General features: G+C 35.4%; 13 protein-coding genes. 2 read left to right on the forward strand and 11 right to left on the reverse strand.

Annotated elements, in window-relative coordinates; genetic code table 11:
• Positions 1-434: 434 nt before the first annotated feature.
• Complete coding sequence (locus tag AC07XN_RS06220; RefSeq protein ID WP_494742412.1) at positions 435-1973, reverse strand: RtcB family protein; 1539 nt, start codon at positions 1971-1973, stop codon at positions 435-437.
• Between the two features lie 455 nt (positions 1974-2428).
• Positions 2429-3949, reverse strand: coding sequence for a TROVE domain-containing protein (locus tag AC07XN_RS06225; protein ID WP_494742413.1), 1521 nt, complete (start codon positions 3947-3949; stop codon positions 2429-2431).
• Positions 3950-4116: 167 nt separating this feature from the next.
• On the opposite strand from AC07XN_RS06225, the gene AC07XN_RS06230 reads away from it, so the two are divergent.
• Positions 4117-5124, forward strand: coding sequence for a helix-turn-helix transcriptional regulator (locus tag AC07XN_RS06230; RefSeq protein WP_494742414.1), 1008 nt, complete (start codon positions 4117-4119; stop codon positions 5122-5124).
• A 55-nt stretch (positions 5125-5179) separates the two neighbouring features.
• Here AC07XN_RS06230 and AC07XN_RS06235 read toward each other — a convergent pair whose 3' ends face one another.
• The 9 genes from AC07XN_RS06235 to AC07XN_RS06275 form a co-directional block, all read right to left on the reverse strand.
• Positions 5180-7453, reverse strand: coding sequence for an NADP-dependent malic enzyme (locus AC07XN_RS06235; protein WP_309912127.1), 2274 nt, complete (start codon positions 7451-7453; stop codon positions 5180-5182).
• A gap of 164 nt (positions 7454-7617) precedes the next feature.
• Positions 7618-8484 (reverse strand): aldose 1-epimerase family protein, encoded by an 867-nt coding sequence (locus tag AC07XN_RS06240; protein WP_494742415.1) that lies wholly within the window; start codon positions 8482-8484, stop codon positions 7618-7620.
• A 177-nt stretch (positions 8485-8661) separates the two neighbouring features.
• Positions 8662-9924 (reverse strand): cation:dicarboxylate symporter family transporter, encoded by a 1263-nt coding sequence (locus AC07XN_RS06245; protein ID WP_494742416.1) that lies wholly within the window; start codon positions 9922-9924, stop codon positions 8662-8664.
• A gap of 251 nt (positions 9925-10175) precedes the next feature.
• The gene (locus tag AC07XN_RS06250) at positions 10176-11090 is read right to left on the reverse strand and encodes an AEC family transporter (protein WP_494742417.1); all 915 of its coding nucleotides are present in this window, start codon (positions 11088-11090) and stop codon (positions 10176-10178) included.
• An 82-nt stretch (positions 11091-11172) separates the two neighbouring features.
• Entirely contained in the window at positions 11173-14214 is a 3042-nt protein-coding gene (locus tag AC07XN_RS06255) for a TonB-dependent receptor (protein ID WP_494742418.1), read from the reverse strand.
• A gap of 114 nt (positions 14215-14328) precedes the next feature.
• Positions 14329-15306, reverse strand: a complete 978-nt coding sequence (locus AC07XN_RS06260) for a FecR family protein (protein WP_494742419.1) — start codon at positions 15304-15306, stop codon at positions 14329-14331.
• A gap of 169 nt (positions 15307-15475) precedes the next feature.
• On the reverse strand, positions 15476-15646 hold the full coding sequence (locus tag AC07XN_RS06265; protein ID WP_309912138.1) for a hypothetical protein: 171 nt from the start codon (positions 15644-15646) through the stop codon (positions 15476-15478).
• Positions 15647-15657: 11 nt separating this feature from the next.
• Positions 15658-16563, reverse strand: a complete 906-nt coding sequence (locus tag AC07XN_RS06270; RefSeq protein WP_494742420.1) for an Rpn family recombination-promoting nuclease/putative transposase — start codon at positions 16561-16563, stop codon at positions 15658-15660.
• A gap of 34 nt (positions 16564-16597) precedes the next feature.
• Complete coding sequence (locus tag AC07XN_RS06275; protein WP_494742421.1) at positions 16598-17176, reverse strand: RNA polymerase sigma-70 factor; 579 nt, start codon at positions 17174-17176, stop codon at positions 16598-16600.
• Between the two features lie 203 nt (positions 17177-17379).
• On the opposite strand from AC07XN_RS06275, the gene AC07XN_RS06280 reads away from it, so the two are divergent.
• A complete protein-coding gene (locus AC07XN_RS06280; protein ID WP_494742422.1) occupies positions 17380-18339 on the forward strand; it encodes a purple acid phosphatase family protein in 960 nt (319 codons plus the stop codon).
• Positions 18340-18362 lie beyond the last annotated feature (23 nt).

The following is an 18362-nucleotide window of genomic DNA, read 5'->3' on the forward strand; positions in this document are numbered from 1 at the left end:
CCCTTCAAATAGCCTTTAAAGCCAAATTAATCGCTTGTTTTCTCCTATTTATTTTGAAAAACATTACCGTATAATAAAAATACGCTTGTCGTTGTCAGTTTTATTTCAAAAAATTATTAATTTTAATTAACTGAGAGATAGGCAGATGAATGCTATTATTGAACTCAAAGCTGATTGCTCTAAGCTACCTTATTGTTAATTTCTTACTTTTTCAAAATTCAAAAAAATGGCTACAACATCAGAAACAGGACACTACGCTATTCGATTTGTTACGAAGGTCAAATCGAATGAATGATAAAAACATTCTCTGAACGTTTTAAGGTCTTCTTTTTTGATTAAAATCTAATTTTATCAAACCTTCTATTTACCTCTCAGCGCAAGTAGAAGAGCAGTAATAAAAAACGCTTGATAAGAATATCCTACCAAGCGTGTTATTAATCTTCAGCTTTCTCTCTTCCATCTGCCATTCTTACAATTTTAGGAGAAAATCTGGCTAATACATGGACTAGTTCTTCCTGCGACGCCATTACTTTATCAATGTCTTTATAAGCTTGTGGGGCTTCATCTAAATCTGCGCCAATTAGTTGTACTCCTGCTTTATCAAGAGCGTCTTTTAAATCGCTTTTGGTAATCATTCCTAATGCTTTGGTACGCGACATCCTTCGTCCTGCACCGTGTGCAGTCGAATTAATACCAGCATCAATGCCTTTGCCACGAATTACAAATCCTGGCTGTGTCATCGAAGCAGGAATAATCCCTAAGTCGTTAGCTCCTGCTGGTGTTGCTCCTTTTCTATGAACCATCACCTCTGTTCCATCTGACAATTGTTCTTTCCAAGCAAAATTATGGTGGTTTTCAATGCGTTTTAAAGGCGTTTGATTCATGGCTCTCGCAATTTTATCATGAATTTCATGGTGATTTGCCGAGGCGTAATCACCTGCTAAATTCATTGCCAGCCAATATTCTTGTCCTTCGTCGGTATTCATATCCAACCAAGCCAAATGCTTGGCTTCTTTAGGTAACCGAGTTTTATTCATGGCAATTTTTGAATAATGATTCGCAATATTGCCCCCTAAACCACGTGAACCAGAATGTGAAAGTAAGGTTAAGTAGGAGCCTTTAGGCAGATTCATTAAATCGTCTTCTGCCAAAATCTCTAAAACGCCCCATTCAACAAAATGATTTCCTGTTCCCGATGTACCCAATTGTCTATATGCTTTATCCTTTAAATCACGCGTGATTTTGAGTGCTCCCCATTCCGAACGGTCGAATAATGAATCATCGAATTTCTTTCCTGATTCTGCGCCCATGCCAAAGAAAGTGTTTTCAGTTAATACTTTTTTCAACAATTTATCTTCTTTTTGAATCATATTGGCTGGCAAATCAAAAATACTCATACACATTCTACAGGCAATATCAACGCCGACTGCATAAGGAATAATGGTGTTGGCAGTTGTCGCCAATACACCACCAATAGGCAAACCATACCCTTGATGGGCATCAGGCATTAAAGCTCCTGCTACCGAAATAGGTAATTTCATGGCAGTTTGCATTTGGTCTAATGCACCTTGCTCAATTTGAGCAGCACCATAAATTTTATATGCTAAAGCTTCTTCCCTTAAATCAATATCTACATTGGCTTGGCGACCTACTTTAGGTAATTCAAATTTAGGTTTAGCATTCTCTGCTTCGATTAATGACTTACCATATTCACTCAATATGATTTCCTGACCTATTTCCTTTAGGTGCTTGGTATAAAGTGCTAGATTCGTTAGTTTATTTTTAGAAAACGAAAACTTTTTAGGTGATTCTATCATTTGCGCAAACATCAATAGCACTTGTGCTTTTGGATAGACTCCATTATTTATTAAGCCCCCAGCAACTCTTGAAAACTTGGCTAAAGCTTCTTCTGATTGTACGCCCAAGGCTTGCAAATCTTCTTGGACGATTGTTTCTTCTAGTAAAATGTTCATTGGTTTTATTTAATTTTTTCAAAATTGTTTTTCATAGTTTAAATAGAGGAGATTCATAAAGAATAGGTGTAGATGTATTTTATAAGGCAAAAAACAAAAAGAGATTTATTTGCTCTACCAACTGAGCTACAACTCGATTAGAGAAGGTGAGGCTCGAACTCACGACCCAATAGTTAAGACGAAGTATCTCTTTTTTACGGCACTCATTTCTTTGAGGTAACAGGCATCAAATGTTGTATTAAGCTGGGACTCGAACCCAAAGCATAGAGCTTTTACCACGAAGTAACATTTGATTAACGACACTCATTTTACAAGAGCAAAAAGTACACTGAGGGCGGGGCATTGCATTGCTGGAGTCGAACCAAGATGACCTCATTGAATCTTATTCAATCTCGTCATTCCTCCCCTAATCTTGCTACGAAGTAACTCAGCATCTACGGCATCCTGTAAATATCTTAAAGCGCTATTTTCTCTATCATAGATAAAGCTGATTCCCCAGATTCAAGAGCAGATAATACATCAAAAATTTTATCTGACCATCCTGCAATTAAAAATACATCATCTCTTTGCACATTGATGGGTGCTTGACCATACCCAGCTAAATCAAATAAATATAATTTAGCATTTGGAGCGATTCTTTTGTATTGCTTCCAATTATGCGATAAAGATTCATCTGTTCCTCTTGAATCCCACAATTGCATATCAGTAAACATCATTACTTTATCTGCAATGTACTTGCGGTTAATCAAATCTTGTATGACCAAATAGCCATTTGTTGAATAGCCCACTTCTCCTTCTCGTCGGTAAAAAGCATCAACATTTGCCAAAATTCCTTGGGTTGGTAATTGTATTACTTTCCAAGTATCGCCAAATATGCCTGTTACTATGTTTTTGCATTTTGATTGCAAAATCATCCCTAAGAGTAAACCTATATCATACAATAAAATCTTACTTTTAGAAGAAATACTTTTCTGCATAGAGCCTGAAACATCGCAAGCAATGACCACTTTTACATGATTATCAAATCCTTTCAAACTAGCTACACTGTATTTTATAGCTTGTTCTAAAGCATTCAGAATTAATGGAACATTGCCATGATTAACTTTAGATAATTCTCTATACGCTGCTAAAAACCTAAATGGCAATTGTTTTGAATTAGCTACCGCTCGGCTATCTGATAAATAAGTACATACTTTTTGTAAGTATATTTCTTCTACATCAGCTTCAAGTATGTTTCTTAGATTACGCATCAAAGCCATATAGCCTACTTTCTGAGAATCAATTAGTTCTTGCCATTTATGTTTAAAGGCGAGTTTTCTTTCATCCTTATTGTTAAAAGACTGCTGTCCTAAAGCTGAAAGTTCTGTTTCCCATGTGTAGGGAATAGCTAAAGTATTCTGAGCGATTTTATTAAATATTACTTGTTGAGCTTCGTCTTTTGGCTTAGGGTGTACTAAAAATAAAGCATCTCTCAACTTAATCCCATTAGCCTGATTATACTTTGCAAATTGATATTCGTCGAAATTATTAAACGCATTGGCTAAACCTTTCTGAATTTGTTTTGATAATCTATTGAGTTGTTTTGTACCTGTACGAACATTGCTTTTTTGATAATAAGCTAATACTTCTAATATTTCATCTGGTCTGACAACGATATGTTCGATGGTTTTTCTAACTAAACTATTCCCTTGATTAACTTTTGCCAATTCAACAGAGAGCAAGACAGGCACTGTTCGCAAATACATTTGCTGACGTACATACACTGCAAGCTTTGCCACAAACTCGGGACTTACTTTAGTCATTAATTCCTGAATTCTTTTTTGTCTGCTATCCTCATCTTCATAAGTAGTAGCTTCTATCATACTTGTCACTGAGGCAGAATATAATTCCATTTCAGGACTTACTTTATAAGCTGGTGCTCCTTCATAGTTTTTAGAGAGCGTAACAGCATCTTTAAACCAGTTAAATTTCATCATTATAGGCTGTTTTCATTGTTGACACTACAAAGTTGCAAAGCCACAACGCAGTCTTTTTGCGTAGTAAAATTTATTTTCTATTTTTAGCAAAATATTTTATCATTGCCTAAAATAAGTTGCCTTCAAACAGTGACAACCCCTCACTCACAATTCAAAACTCAGTTGATATGCCTACTAACAGAAATGCCCTAATCCGTTATAAAACCATTGATACTTGTTTGCAGAATCGTCAACGAAAATGGACACTCGAAGATTTAATTGAAAGTGTATCGGAAGCCCTTTATGAATATGAGGGAATCGACAAAGGAATTAGCCGCAGAAGTATTCAGGCTGATATTCAAATGATGAGGAGCGAAAAATTGGGCTATGAAGCACCGATTATCGTGATTGATAAAAAGTATTATACTTATGAAGACCCTAATTTTAGTATTACCAAAACACCTCTGACAAGTGCGGATATATCAAGGATGAATGAAGCCCTTGATATGCTAAAACAATTTAAAGGGTTTTCTCATTTTGATCAACTAAGCGAAGTAGTCAATAAGCTTGAAGAACATATTTATAGTAATAAAGAAAAAAGAGCGTCGGTAATTGACTTTGAGAAGAATGAGAATTTGCGTGGGCTGGGTTACTTAGATACCATTTATCAAGCTATTCTTCAGAAAAAAGCAGTATATATCAATTACAAATCATTCAAAGCCAGAGATGCTAACCAATTTCATTTCCATGTATGGTGGTTGAAGGAATATAAAAATAGATGGTTTGCTGTGGGCGTAAAACACGATAGAGACTCTATTACCAATTTGGCTCTTGATAGAATCTTAGATTTACAAGTTGATACAGAGTTTCCTTATATAGAAAACCTAAGGTATAGCCCAGAATTGTATTATTATCATGTGATTGGTGCAACAGTTAGCCATAATATTAGAAACAGTCGAGTACGTATTCAGGTATCAAATCTTCATGCTCCTTATGTAGAAACTAAACCGCTTCATCATTCACAGCAGGTGATAGAAAGAAACCATAAAGGAATAATTATTCAAATAAAAGTTCAGCTAAACTTCGAACTGGAAAGGGAAATATTAGGCTTTGGAGATGGAATGGAAGTATTGGAGCCTAAATTATTAAGAGAAAAGATACAAAAGCGATTAACAATTGCTAGTAATCAATATTAGCATTAGTTACTGATGGCATGACTTGAAGTCATGCCATCAGTTGTATTGGGAAAAATTACTTGCCTTGTGCCTCTACTACGGCAATGGCTACCATGTTGACAATCTCTCTCACAGATGATCCTAATTGAAGTACGTGAACAGGTTTTCTTAATCCCAATAATATTGGTCCAATATATTCTATATCACTCGTTTCTTTCAATAAGTTATAAGCAATGTTAGCAGCTGAAAGGTTAGGGAAGATTAAAGTATTGGCTCCTTCATCTGCTAATTTAGAGAAAGGATAATTTTCCTTAATCAATTCATTATCAAAAGCTAAGTGCGCTTGCATCTCTCCTTCTACAATCATCTCTGGATGCTTCTTTTGTAAAATAGCGGTTGCTTCACGCATTTTTACAGCATCATCACCATTGGCAGTTCCAAAGTTTGAATAAGTCAATAAAGCGATTCTTGGTTTTAAGTTAAAACGCTCTACTGCCTTGGCTGTTAGTTCCGTGATTTCTACGATATCTTCTACTGTTGGGTTGAAGTTTACTGTCGTATCCGAGAAAAATACTGGCCCTTTTTTAGTAAGGAGTATATACATACCTGCTACTTTCTTCACGCCATCTTCACGACCAATAATTTGTAAAGCAGGACGAATAGCATCTGGATAGTTACGCGTAAGACCCGAAATTACGCAATCGGCATCGCCAGTTTCTACCATCATCGAGGCAAAGTAACTGCGTACTTGCATCTGTTTGTGGGCTTCGTATTGGTTATAGCCTTTGCGTTTTCTTTTATTAAAGAATATATCGCCATATTCTTTCAATCGTTCAATCGTTTCTGGGGCACGTGTATCGATGATTTGTACTTCGCTTAAATCTAGGTTATTCTCTTGAATAATTCTTCTGATTTTAGTCTTATCGCCCAACAATATCGGCACACAAATACCTTCATCTTTCGATTGTTGTACAGATTTCAATACCTTCAAGTTTTCAGCATCGGCAAATACTACACGCTTAGGTGAGCGTTTTGCTTTGTTGAAAATGTATTTCATCAATTGGTTATCTAAGCCCAAACGCTTACTCAATTCTAGTTCATAAGCATCCCAGTCTAAAATAGGCTTTTGTGCTAATCCTGCTTCCATCGCTGCTCTGGCTACTGCTGGTGCTACCGTAGTAATCAGTCGTGGGTCAACAGGTTTAGGAATGATATAATTTCTACCAAAAGATAAATTCTTTTCGTTGTAAGCTAAGTTTACAATATCAGGCACTGGCTTTTTGGCTAATTCAGCCAACGCTTTAGCAGCCGCCAATTTCATTGTTTCGTCAATTTCCGTTGCTCTTACATCCAAAGCACCTCTGAAAATATAAGGGAAACCCAATACATTATTCACTTGGTTAGGATAGTCAGAACGACCAGTCGCCATGATGATATCCTCACGAGCAGCTACTGCCTCTTCATAAGAAATCTCTGGTGTTGGGTTAGCCATGGCAAAAACAATAGCATCTTTTGCCATTGTTTTTATCATCTGTTGAGAAACGATATTTCCGACTGATAAGCCAAGAAATACATCCGCCCCAACCATTGCTTCTGCCAGATTATGAATATCAGTACGTTCAGTAGCAAAAGGTTGAACATATTTGTTTAAGTCTGTGCGTTCTTTAGAAACCAGACCGTCTTTATCAAACATCAATATATTCTCTACTTTAGCACCTAAGCCCAAATATAATTTAGCACACGATAAAGCAGCGGCTCCAGCACCCGAAATCGTGAATTTACATTCTTCGATACGTTTGTTTACCAATTCCAAAGCATTCAACAAAGCTGCTGCCGAGATAATGGCCGTGCCGTGTTGGTCATCGTGCATGATAGGAATATTGAGGTCTTTTCTCAGTCTTTCCTCTATTTCAAAACACTCTGGCGACTTGATGTCTTCAAGGTTTACTCCTCCAAAAGTTGGCTCTAGAATCTTTACAGTTCTAATTATTTCTTCGGGGTCTTCTGTATTCAATTCTATATCAAATACATCAATATCTGCAAAGATTTTAAATAATACGCCTTTACCTTCCATCACTGGTTTTGAGGCTTCGGCTCCGATATTACCTAATCCCAACACGGCTGTACCGTTTGAGATTACAGCTACTAAATTACCTTTGGAAGTATATTTATAAACGTCTTCTCGGTTGGCCGCAATCGCCAAACATGGCTCGGCTACACCCGGCGAATAAGCTAATGAAAGGTCTCTCTGTGTTTCGGTTTCTTTGGTGGGAATTACTGCAATTTTACCCGGACGACCTTTTGAATGATAGTCTAAGGCATCTTGTTTCCTAATTGAAATTTGGCTCATAATGAAGTGTCACAAAAAATGGTTTGTTTCAAAAACTGTCGCAAAAGTAAGTCAATGGTTTTTGATAAGCTAAGAAATTACGATGTATTAGGAATAGGTTAAAAAACAATGATGAACCTTTGATTAGAAAAAACATTGCCTAAACAATTCAACATAAAATTTTATTAAACTGATACAGTCCAAGTACGCAAGAATATTTGGTTAGAACCCAAAACTTCCATACCTTCTTTTTCTATTAATTCTTGCTCATGAATTTCGCTATCTGCTATACCACACCAAGGTTCAATACAAACAAAATCGGCATTAATGGCGGCCCAAATTCCTAAAAATGGAAAGCCTTCAAAAGTAAATTTTAATTGTGTCAGAGCTTTATCTGTCTTTAAAACTACTTCTGTAGATTGCAGGTGTTTGAAAACAAGGGCATCCTGATAAAACAATTCTTTTGTTAAAGGCAAACGATTGGTGTTTTCTAAGAAAGTACTCGCTTCTTTTTTGATTAATCCACCATTGGCTAATTCCCATCGTGGAAAATCTTCTGTTTTATCAAATGCCAAATAATAATCTTCATAAACAGTATCTTCCGAAAGTGGCACAGCAAAAGCTGGGTGACCGCCTACTGAAAAATACATTTCATCATTCCCAGTATTTGTAACCGAATATGATACCGACAACGTTTTCCCAATTAATGTATAAATCAAACGAAATTCGAAAGTAAATGGGAATATTTTCAAGGTTCCTTCATCTTCCGTTAACAAGAAAACGATGCTATCTTCTGTTTTTGATTCAACCTTAAATACTTTTTCACGAGCAAAACCATGGCGAGGAAGCGTATAGGTATGTCCTTGATAAATGTATTGATTATTCTTTAATGCTCCTACAATAGGGAATAATACAGGCGAACTCTTTCCCCAAAAAGCGGGGTTGGCTTCCCACATATATTCCACACTATTTTCTTTATTAAATAGGCTTACTAGCTCTGCTCCTAGCGAATTAACACTTGCTCTTAAATATTGATTTTCAATTATTTGCATAATTATTTATCGTAATTATTGTATCGGTTTATATATTTATTCCCTTAAAATTAATAATCAATAGCGACAATCCCTTGCGTTTACCAAATCCTAGAATAATCTCATACAACGGCAACCGCAAGGGATTGCCACTACGTTTTATAAAAAACTCCTCCCTCAAAACTCCAAACTCTGCACTCAAAGCACTCTTTCCATTTGTTCGCGGTCAAACTCTTTTTCATTATTGGCTAACCAGATGGTAGCTACGCCATTTCCAATAAAGTTGGTAATAGCTCTTGCTTCCGACATAAATCTATCAACACCCAACAATAAAGCTAGTCCCTCTACAGGTATTACTTTAATCGCTGTTAGTGTAGAAGCCAATACAATAAAACCACTGCCTGTTACTCCAGCCGCGCCTTTTGAAGTTACCATCAAAATGCCAATGACTGTCAGAATCTGTTGCAAATCTAAATGAACATTGAATACTTGCGCCAAGAAAAGTACTGCCATAGATAAATAAATGGTGGTACCATCTAAATTAAAGGAATATCCCGCGGGCACTACCAAGCCTACTACTGATTTTGAACAACCCATTTTCTCTAGTTTTTCCATCAACGACGGTAAAGCTGCTTCTGATGAAGATGTCCCTAAAACAATCAGTAACTCTTCACGAATATACTTTAAAAATTTCCAGAGATTGACTTTATACATTCTCAAAATAAAATACAATACTACAAAAATGAAAATTGCCATTGTGCAATATACTGTTACCATTAGTTTACCCAAAGGTAAAAGTGTATGAACACCATATTTAGCAATGGTAAAAGCCATTCCTCCAAAAGCACCCACAGGGGCAAAAAGCATTACTTTGTGTAAAGCCCAAAATATTTTCTTAGATACTGGCTGAAGAAATTGGACAATCTCATTTCGTTTGGAATAATTGCTCAATATAACGCCTAATATAATGGCTAAAATAAGGATTTGAAGGGTAGCATTATCCATTAAAAACTTTAGCCAACTGAATGATTCGGCAGATTTAGTATATTTAGAAATATCGCCTCCTTTTATTTCAGAAGTAACTACACCATCGCCCGGGCGAATGATATTTGCCATGATTATTCCAATAAACAGTGCTAATGTCGTAACAACTTCAAAATACAACAACGATTTAGCTCCTACTTTACCCACCTTTTTTAAATCTCCCATCGAAATAATGCCTAGCATGATGGTGATGAAAATAATAGGACAAATAAATATTTTCACAATGCTGATAAAAATACTACTTAGCAATTCACTAAAACTAGTTTTTATCTCAAATTCAGATAAATACAGGCTAAATTTTATCGGTTTTTCTAAAATAGGCTGTAAGGCTATTTCTGGTGCGAAATGCCCTAACAATACCCCCGCTGTGATGGCTGTAAGTACCCAAAAAGTTAAATTTTTAAATAGTTTTTTCATGGAAATTAAAATTGTTTACGTAGTAATTGGTAAATAGTGATTGATGATTAGCATTTCAGTTATTTGACGCTCAATTGTTTAATAAAAAATAGCTTAAGTTGCATTTGTTTATTGGCAATGTTTTCTGAGTAAAATATAAAGTATTTGACAGACGCTATAGGCTTTAAGCAATAAGCAAAATTAATATGTATTTATCGTGAACATTTTGCCTGATGCCTACGGCTTACAGCCTAAAGCAAAATAGTTAAAGGTTAAAAATATAGCATTAGTCCATACCAAATACACACATTCAATAAGGATAAAGGAATACTAATACTGACCATTTGGGTGGCTAAGTTTGGATTGAGCTTATAAGTTACTGCGATGATGGTAGCAGTATTCATTGACCCTAAAGTAGCCCCAATTACACAAAGTTTTCCTAAAGCTGAATATTCTCCTAAAATGAGCATATAAATGATAAAAATCAGCAATGGAGCAATAAATAATTTATAAAACAACCCATAGAAGAGTGCTTTTAAGTCTAATTGGCTCTTGTTAAAATTAATTTGTAAGCCAATAGAAAGTAATGCTAAAAAACTAAAGGGACTTCCGAGTTTATCTAAAATTTGCTGTCCCCATACAGGAAAATGATAATTTGAAAGATTTAGTATTAATGCTAAACAAAAAGCCAGAAATGGAGGAAATTTAAAAATATTAATGGCTACTCTTCCAAATGAAAAATCAGCAGAAGATGAGTAATAGGATGCTGTAAAAATACCTAAAGTGCCACACACCACAAAAGAGCCTGCTTGGCTCATTAATACACCATATTGTAACCCTTCCTTGCCAAAAAGCACTTCGAAAATCGGAAAACCTACAAATGAAATACTACTGATGCCAGCGGTAAGAATTAAAGCTCCTTTGGTATTATCGTCTATTTTTATAAATGGTGCTAGCAAATTAAAAAATATGAATGACCCCACATAAATAATATAAGGCATTAAAACAGGCAATAATAAATGGCTACTAAAATGAATTTCGGTAGTATTTAGGAAAGTCAACGCAGGTAAACAAACATAAATAATAATGGTATTCAACACCGTATGGGCATCCTCAGAAAAACCTTTCAGTTTTCTGAGGAATACACCAATGGTTAGGCAAATAAGTAATAATAATAAATTGGTCAAGTTTTAAATAGTTATTAAGTTGTACTCAGTAATTAATAATAGCTGTGAGCTTTGAGCCTTGAGATTTAACTATCGATACACTTTACAGTCTAATCGATAGGCTACCATAATAATATGCTCCATTGAAACCAAACTGATTCGCATTTCTGGTATAGGGTACTTGTCCGTTTGAATAAGAAGCATAATTGCTCAGCACTTTGTCAGGATAAACGTTTGTAAAATTATTTCCTCCGATAGTAATGCTTAAAGACTTATTGATACTATAGACTACCGAAGCATCAAATAGATTTTTTCCTCCAAATGTTTGGCTACGGTGATTCTGTCCTGACGGCTTCTCCCAAGCGGTAACTTCGCCAAAGTATGAACTTCTGAAGTTTATACTCAACTTGCCTACTTGATAACCTAAAGATACCAAAACTTTAGTATGTGGCTGACTGGTTTCTATGAGGGCTCTACTTACGGTATCAATCAATACTACAGGAGCTTTAGTATCTTGTTGTAAAGCCGTAGGCGTTGCTTTAATCTTAGTAATTTCAGTTTTGTTGACTGTCAGGGCAACGCTTGCCGTAAATTTACTTTTAGGACTGATTGAGTTTTTATAAGACGCCACTACGTCTATCCCCTTTGTTCCAGTATTGATAGCATTGGTAAAAAAGGTGATTTCTTGAAAATTAGGGAATAAGTTTTTCAAGGCAGCTATGTTATTTACATTCAGGTTTTCTGTGATAATAATTCTATCCGTAATGTCAATCTGATAGGCATCAACGGTTAACAAAAGGCTATTGCCCACTTTTGCCGTAATCCCCAAATTATAGTTCCATGAAGTTTCTGGCTTGGGGTCTTCTATCCCGATTTGTTTCAATCGTGGTTCGTCAGAAGGTAATTGTTTAGTACTTCTAATTATGCCATTTTGTACTGTAGAAGTGGTGGCAGCATTCGCAATTTGTTGAAGCAGTGGTGCTCTAAAACCTTTGTTGATTGACCCTCTGATAGATAAATCCTCTGTAATTTTTATTCTTGACGCCAATTTCCCAGAAATATTACTACCAAAATCGCTATAATTCTCATACCGTAAGGCTGCTGCAACTAATAATCGGTTAGTGATATCACTTTCCACATCTGCATATATCCCTATATTAGAACGGTTTACGCTTTTTACATCAGCCTTATCGATACCAACCCTTCCTTGTGAACCTGGTGTTTTGTTTTTTGAAGCTGCCAATGGTCCTATCAAATACGATGCTTCATCACCAGCACTAAGTGAAAAGTTATCTACACGATACTGCGTACCGAAAGCAAAGTTAACAGACTTTGTATTCCACAAACCAAGTATAGTTTTTGAGGCATTTATTTCCGTCAAACTTTGACCAAATGAAATTCTACCGATGTAAAAATCTCTTGGAGAAGATGCTCCCATAGAAGCATTTGAAGAGTTTTTGGCAGATTGATCAAGGTAATTTCTACCATAGCCAGTACTAAAGTCCCAGTTCCAACCTGTAAATGTCTTACGTTTAATACCTGCAAAAGAAGAATAATCAACAGAAGTACCAGGTAGTTCTGGTACATAACCATCAGGATATAAATCTACATTGGAAGTAGCACTAGTAGGCAAAGCGGTACGGAGGAAAGCACGTGCAAATACATCTTTTTGAGAAAAGCCCCCGAAAGAATATAAAGTCCAATCTATCTTTAATGGAATATCAAGGTTATAAAATACTTGACCAGATTTCATTGCATTACTTCCATAAGCTGTAGGGCGAAATGAACCATAAGTACCATCTCCCCAGTATCCTCTTGATTTCAAAGCTGCTTCATCTGTTGCTTTTACGTTGGTATAAATTCCCGTATAAGCTCCTCCTGCTACTGGCTGGGGATTATATGGGTCTGAGCGGTCAGTTCCTTTTACATCTTGGTAACTTCCTGTAAGGTTCAACGAAGCCTTCTTGCCTAATGAGAAACCATAATTGATTGCCGCGGTATATCCACCACCGTCCCCTTCGGAGGTAACACCATACTGAATCTGAGCAGAACCATTGTTGACAGATTTTTTCAACACTAAATTGGCGATACCCGCAATAGCATCAGAGCCATATTGGGCGGCGGCACCGTCGCGTAGAATTTCCATTCTTTCCAATGCCAGTGAAGGCACAGCATTCAAGTCTGTCACCACTGTTCCTTTTCCTACGGTCACATTATTGTTGAGTGCCGCAAACTGATGATGTCTTTTGCCATCAATAAGCACCAACATTTGGTCGGGAGATAGTCCTTTTAAAGATGCTGGGTCAGCATAGTTGGCTACACCATTAATACCATTTTTGGCCGAATTGAATGAGGGCGACATGAATTGCACTTGTTGCGATAATTCCGTTTGCCCAGTCGACTGCAATTCTTTTGCACTGATTACATCTACAGGTACTGGTCTCTCGACATTCGTACGAGCCACTGTAGAACGTGAGCCAATTACTACAACTTCACCCAATTGTTCATTATCTTCTTTCAAAACAACCTGCATTACGTCTTTAAGGCTTACGTTTACTTCCTGTTTTTTGAATCCAATAAATGAAAACACTAGTACTTCGCCATCTTTGGCTACCATACTAAATTTACCTTCAGCGTCACTCACGGTACCTCGTGTAGTTCCTTTTATTAAGATATTTACACCAATGAGGGCTTCTCCTTTTTCGCTAACTACTTTCCCTGATACTTTTTCTTCTTCAATAATAGCCTCTTCTTTTTCACTGGGAAAAACGTTTGATTGTTCTTTATTCCTTTTCAAAATAATCTGTTCTTCAATTACCTCATAACGAATTTGGTTTGGGAAAAGAAGTTTAGGTAATACAATACTGAGGGCTTCACGATTTACTTCAAGACTTACTTCTTTATCAAGATGAATTGAATTATTGCTATACACAAAATGTACACCCGACTGTTTTTCGATTTCCAACAATATCACTTTCAAACTCACATTATTGAGTTTTAAGGATACTTCTCTATTGAGAATCTGCTGTGCTTTGCTCGGAGAGCCTAGAGCAATCACCGAAAAAATAGCAAAGAAAAGGCACTGACTAATTGTAATTTTCATAATCGTAAGCATTAGATGCTTTGTAGCTAGAAGTTTTTTCATCGGTTAATTAAATTTAGTATTGTTTTTGATTTATTTGAGACATATTATCCCACCTCTCTCAAAATTGAGAGAGAGCAGTAAGTATTCTACAGCAATATTGATTTGATAGTTAGTTTAAGAGCATCCGTTTCCTTTCAGTGAAATATTTTGCCCATCTATTACATACTCAGCTTCGATGGATCTACAAATTATTTCGAGGATGGTAGAGAGATGTACATTTTCAAAATTACCGCTCAAGCGACAGTTTCGGAGTTTAGGAGATAAATCGATACTTACATTAAAATTTTGTTCTATTCTTTCTACGACGTTTTGCATGTTATCATCATCGAATTGTAATGATGATAATTCCCAGTAAAAAGTTTTATCAGTAGGTAATAAATTCACCAGCATCTCATCTGTCTTTGTTTCCAACACCACTTGTTGTTTAGGTAATAAAATCACTTCTTTTTCTATTTCATTTTTCACGGATACCTTTCCTGTAACGACTGATACCTCAAAAGTTTCCATAGCAGGATATGCTTTTACATTGAAACTAGTTCCTAAAACTGTGGTAGTCATTTTACCTGAATAAATCAGGAAAGGGCGACTTTCATCTCTTTTCACATCAAAAAAAGCTTCCCCTTTTAAGTTTACCTGTCTATACAAACGGTCAGATTGATTATAACTCAATTGGGTTTTTGGTTGTAATAGCACTACACTTCCATCTGGCAATACCACCTTTAAAATTTTAGCAGAAGAGTTTTCATATTTTGCCCAATCCGAAATTGGAATATCAGATTTGATTTTGCTTATTTTTTCATGGCTATTTGGAATAAAATAAAACGAAAGTCCAGCTACAATGACTAGCATAGCCGCCATACTAGCCACCGCCCAAACCCAACGAGGAGGAGTATATCTTTCCTGACGTTTGATTTCTTCACGAATAGATTTTTTAATCTTATTTTCAAGTTCAATACGTTCTAGTTGGCTTAATTCACTTAGTCCATCTGGATTATTTTCAAATGAAGCGTACCATCTTTCAACAAAGAATATTTCTCCTTCCGAGGCTTCATTGTTCAGATAACGTTCAATAATTTCTTGATTTAGTTTCATTTTATTTCGCTTTCAAATACTAAGTGAAACAAGCCGTACTTTTCCCCTATGCTGATAGAAATATTTTTTTTAACAAATGAAATAATTAAAAGCCATCAATTTACCGAAAAACAAAAAACAAGCCTTTTGAGCTTGTTTGAGTATATTTTATTAAATAATTAAATAGTCTTTACTTTGAAGTATTTTCTATTTTTTTGATAATTTCTTCAACTTCTTTAAACGGAAGTTTTAAAACACTCGCAATATATTCTGCTTTTTTACCATCTTCCCATAATCCTTTTATATGATTGAAAATAATATTCTCTCTTTCTTCCATTCTAATTTCATCTGCAATAGTCATATCAATGTTGTTTAATTAGAAGAGCTTTTCAATTTCTTAATAATTTCCTCTACCTTTTGAATAGATATGCCAAAAGATTTTGAAATTAATTCAATAGAAGCCCCATTTTGAAGTAATCCCTTAACATAATTAAATGTAGTTTTTTCTCTTTCTTCGGCTCTAATTTCATCTGCAATAGTCATAGCAATGTTGTTTACATTTTGTGAAACCTGTGTAAATATAGGCGATAATTTGTTCTGTGTCAAGTTGATACCTTCTTCAATATAGCGAAAAGTAGTCTTAATAAAATCATCCTGATGGGCAATATCTAAAGCATTTAGCTTATTAACCAAGAAAGGTGTTAAACTCAAAAAGTTATTCGCTTTGTCTCTACTATGCTTCATTAACATCGTTGTGACACCCAGCAAATCACTTTTAAAATTTTCAATTTGATAATCTTCAATCTCATTAAGGGAGAATAGCAGGTAATCAAATTGAGGAATAAACTGATGGAGACTTTCATGAGGATTACCAAAATAAGCAATCATCGAAAGCTTTTTCCAATGAGCCTCACCATGATAAATAACCGTGGAGATAACGACAGATAATTGTTTATTTTGTTTCTGTTCTTCTAACCATACGTTATTCATATAACGCAAAAGCTGTAGATGAGGATATTTTTCTGGATAAGATTTGTGCTCAAAAAGTAATGAGACCAAAGCCTTTTGTCCAGCATATTCTGTTTGATAAACAATATCTGCCAAATGCTCTGATAAATCAGCATCCGTAAACGAAGCATTTGTTTTCTTTAATTTAAACAAATTTATTCTCTCTCTAATTTCAGTGGGAAAGGTTTCTTCAATAAAGCTCTGTGCAATCTCTAGTCTGGAGAACGTTTCTTTAAAGAACTTGTCGTGTGGATTATTTAATTGACTCATGATGATGGAACATTTTAATAAATTAACTTTTACATTAGTGTAGTGTAGGTATTAATATAATAGATAGTGCCGTATAATCGCTCAATACTTCTCTTAGTATTTTCAAAGCTTTGGTCATTTGATTTTCAACTGTTTTTTCTGAGATGTCTAGGCGTTCAGAAATTTCTCTTTGTGATAGTCCCGTTCTTTTCAACAAAAATACCTCCCTACATCTTTCAGGCAACGATTGTAACGCTTTTTGATAAGCTTCGTTCAATTCGTCAAAGGCAACCATTTGTTCCGTAAAATTATAGTCGTCCGCTGGTTGTACACTATTAGAATACTTTTCAAACAAATCGTTTTTCTTGTACTGAGCAATTACCAGATATTTCACAGAAGTAAATAAGTAAGCTTCAATAGTTGTAGTGATAGTCAACAACTTACGACGTTCCCACAAGGAAATAAACAATTCTTGTATTACCTCTTCTGTCAACTCACGATTTTGAAGTCGCTTATATGCAGCAGCATAAAGTTTGGAAAAAAACTTTTGATACAGAAAATCAAAAGCTCTTGCATCACTTTCTGCAAGCGACGTAAGTATTTCTTGATCTGTATTGAATATTTTTATTTCCATAGTTTGGCACAAAGTAAATATATATTTGTACTAAACCTTCAACTTGAAAGTATTTTTCATACGATTCGCTTTAATTAACCGTACCATAACAAATATTGACTGCAAAGACCATTATTTTTGACAACTTAATGTCTTTATACCTCTAATAACGTCAATTAAAAGATTTATAAAATATCTAGAATTTTATCTTTAATTTTTACATAATGAAATCAATCAATGTTTTCAAGAGTTTCTGTTTAGTATGCTCATTATTTACCAGTGGAATAGCGGTAGGTCAAACCACTGAGCTGAATAGTCATGCAGGTGCTTTAAACTTTTTAGTAATGGGCGATTGGGGTAGAAATGGTGCCGACCATCAAAAACCTGTAGCTAGCCAAATGGGGAAAGTAGCTACAAAAATCAAGGCCGACTTTATCATTGCTACGGGAGACAACTTTTATCCAAGTGGTGTTAGAAGCGAATTTGACCCACTTTGGAAATATTCTTTTGAGGATATTTATACTGATTTCTCTTTGCAGTGGGACTGGTTTCCAGTGTTGGGGAATCACGATTACAAATCGAATCCAGATGCACAGGTAGCTTATTCAAAAATTAGTCGCCGTTGGAATATGCCTGCTCGTTATTACTCAAAGACGTTTTCTATCAATGGTGATGCCAACCAACAAGTATTGATAGCTTTTATCGATACTAATCCTCTTATCCCTGAATTTTATAAGGGTGAATACAGCAATGCAGTTGTTAGTCAAGATAGTACTGCTCAAAAAGTTTGGTTAGACAAAACACTTTCAAACAATTCTCCATCCATCAAATGGAAAATTGTGGTAGGTCATCATCCTCTTTTTACGGCTACTGAAAAAAGAAGAGAAAGCTATGATACACGTGCTATCCGTGCTTCGTTAAAATCAGTACTAGACAAGCATAAGGTTGATGCCTATTTGTGTGGACATGACCACGATTTACAACACTTATTACCTGAAGGTAAAACACATTATTTTGTATCAGGTTCTGCTTCAGAAAAAACGCCTATTGGCACTTTGCCAATTAGTAAATTAGCACTTTCTGATTATGGTTTTATGGTATTTTCAGCCACTGGGAACAAACTTTTCGTTCAAGTAATCAATGAAGAAGGGAAAGTAGTTTATACTACTGAATTGACAAAATAAGTCTCTTTAATAATTCTTAGAAT

The organism is Arcicella sp. GW458-12-2-14-TSB2 (assembly GCF_059423785.1).

Bases quoted from the DNA above. Each gene is read 5' to 3' on its own strand.
- AC07XN_RS06220 (WP_494742412.1), bottom strand. From the start codon at position 1,973: ATGAACATTTTACTAGAAGAAACAATCGTCCAAGAAGATTTGCAAGCC.
- AC07XN_RS06225 (WP_494742413.1), bottom strand. From the start codon at position 3,949: ATGATGAAATTTAACTGGTTTAAAGATGCTGTTACGCTCTCTAAAAAC.
- AC07XN_RS06230 (WP_494742414.1), top strand. From the start codon at position 4,117: ATGCCTACTAACAGAAATGCCCTAATCCGTTATAAAACCATTGATACT.
- AC07XN_RS06235 (WP_309912127.1), bottom strand. From the start codon at position 7,453: ATGAGCCAAATTTCAATTAGGAAACAAGATGCCTTAGACTATCATTCA.
- AC07XN_RS06240 (WP_494742415.1), bottom strand. From the start codon at position 8,484: ATGCAAATAATTGAAAATCAATATTTAAGAGCAAGTGTTAATTCGCTA.
- AC07XN_RS06245 (WP_494742416.1), bottom strand. From the start codon at position 9,924: ATGAAAAAACTATTTAAAAATTTAACTTTTTGGGTACTTACAGCCATC.
- AC07XN_RS06255 (WP_494742418.1), bottom strand. From the start codon at position 14,214: ATGAAAAAACTTCTAGCTACAAAGCATCTAATGCTTACGATTATGAAA.
- AC07XN_RS06260 (WP_494742419.1), bottom strand. From the start codon at position 15,306: ATGAAACTAAATCAAGAAATTATTGAACGTTATCTGAACAATGAAGCC.
- AC07XN_RS06265 (WP_309912138.1), bottom strand. From the start codon at position 15,646: ATGACTATTGCAGATGAAATTAGAATGGAAGAAAGAGAGAATATTATT.
- AC07XN_RS06270 (WP_494742420.1), bottom strand. From the start codon at position 16,563: ATGAGTCAATTAAATAATCCACACGACAAGTTCTTTAAAGAAACGTTC.
- AC07XN_RS06275 (WP_494742421.1), bottom strand. From the start codon at position 17,176: ATGGAAATAAAAATATTCAATACAGATCAAGAAATACTTACGTCGCTT.
- AC07XN_RS06280 (WP_494742422.1), top strand. From the start codon at position 17,380: ATGAAATCAATCAATGTTTTCAAGAGTTTCTGTTTAGTATGCTCATTA.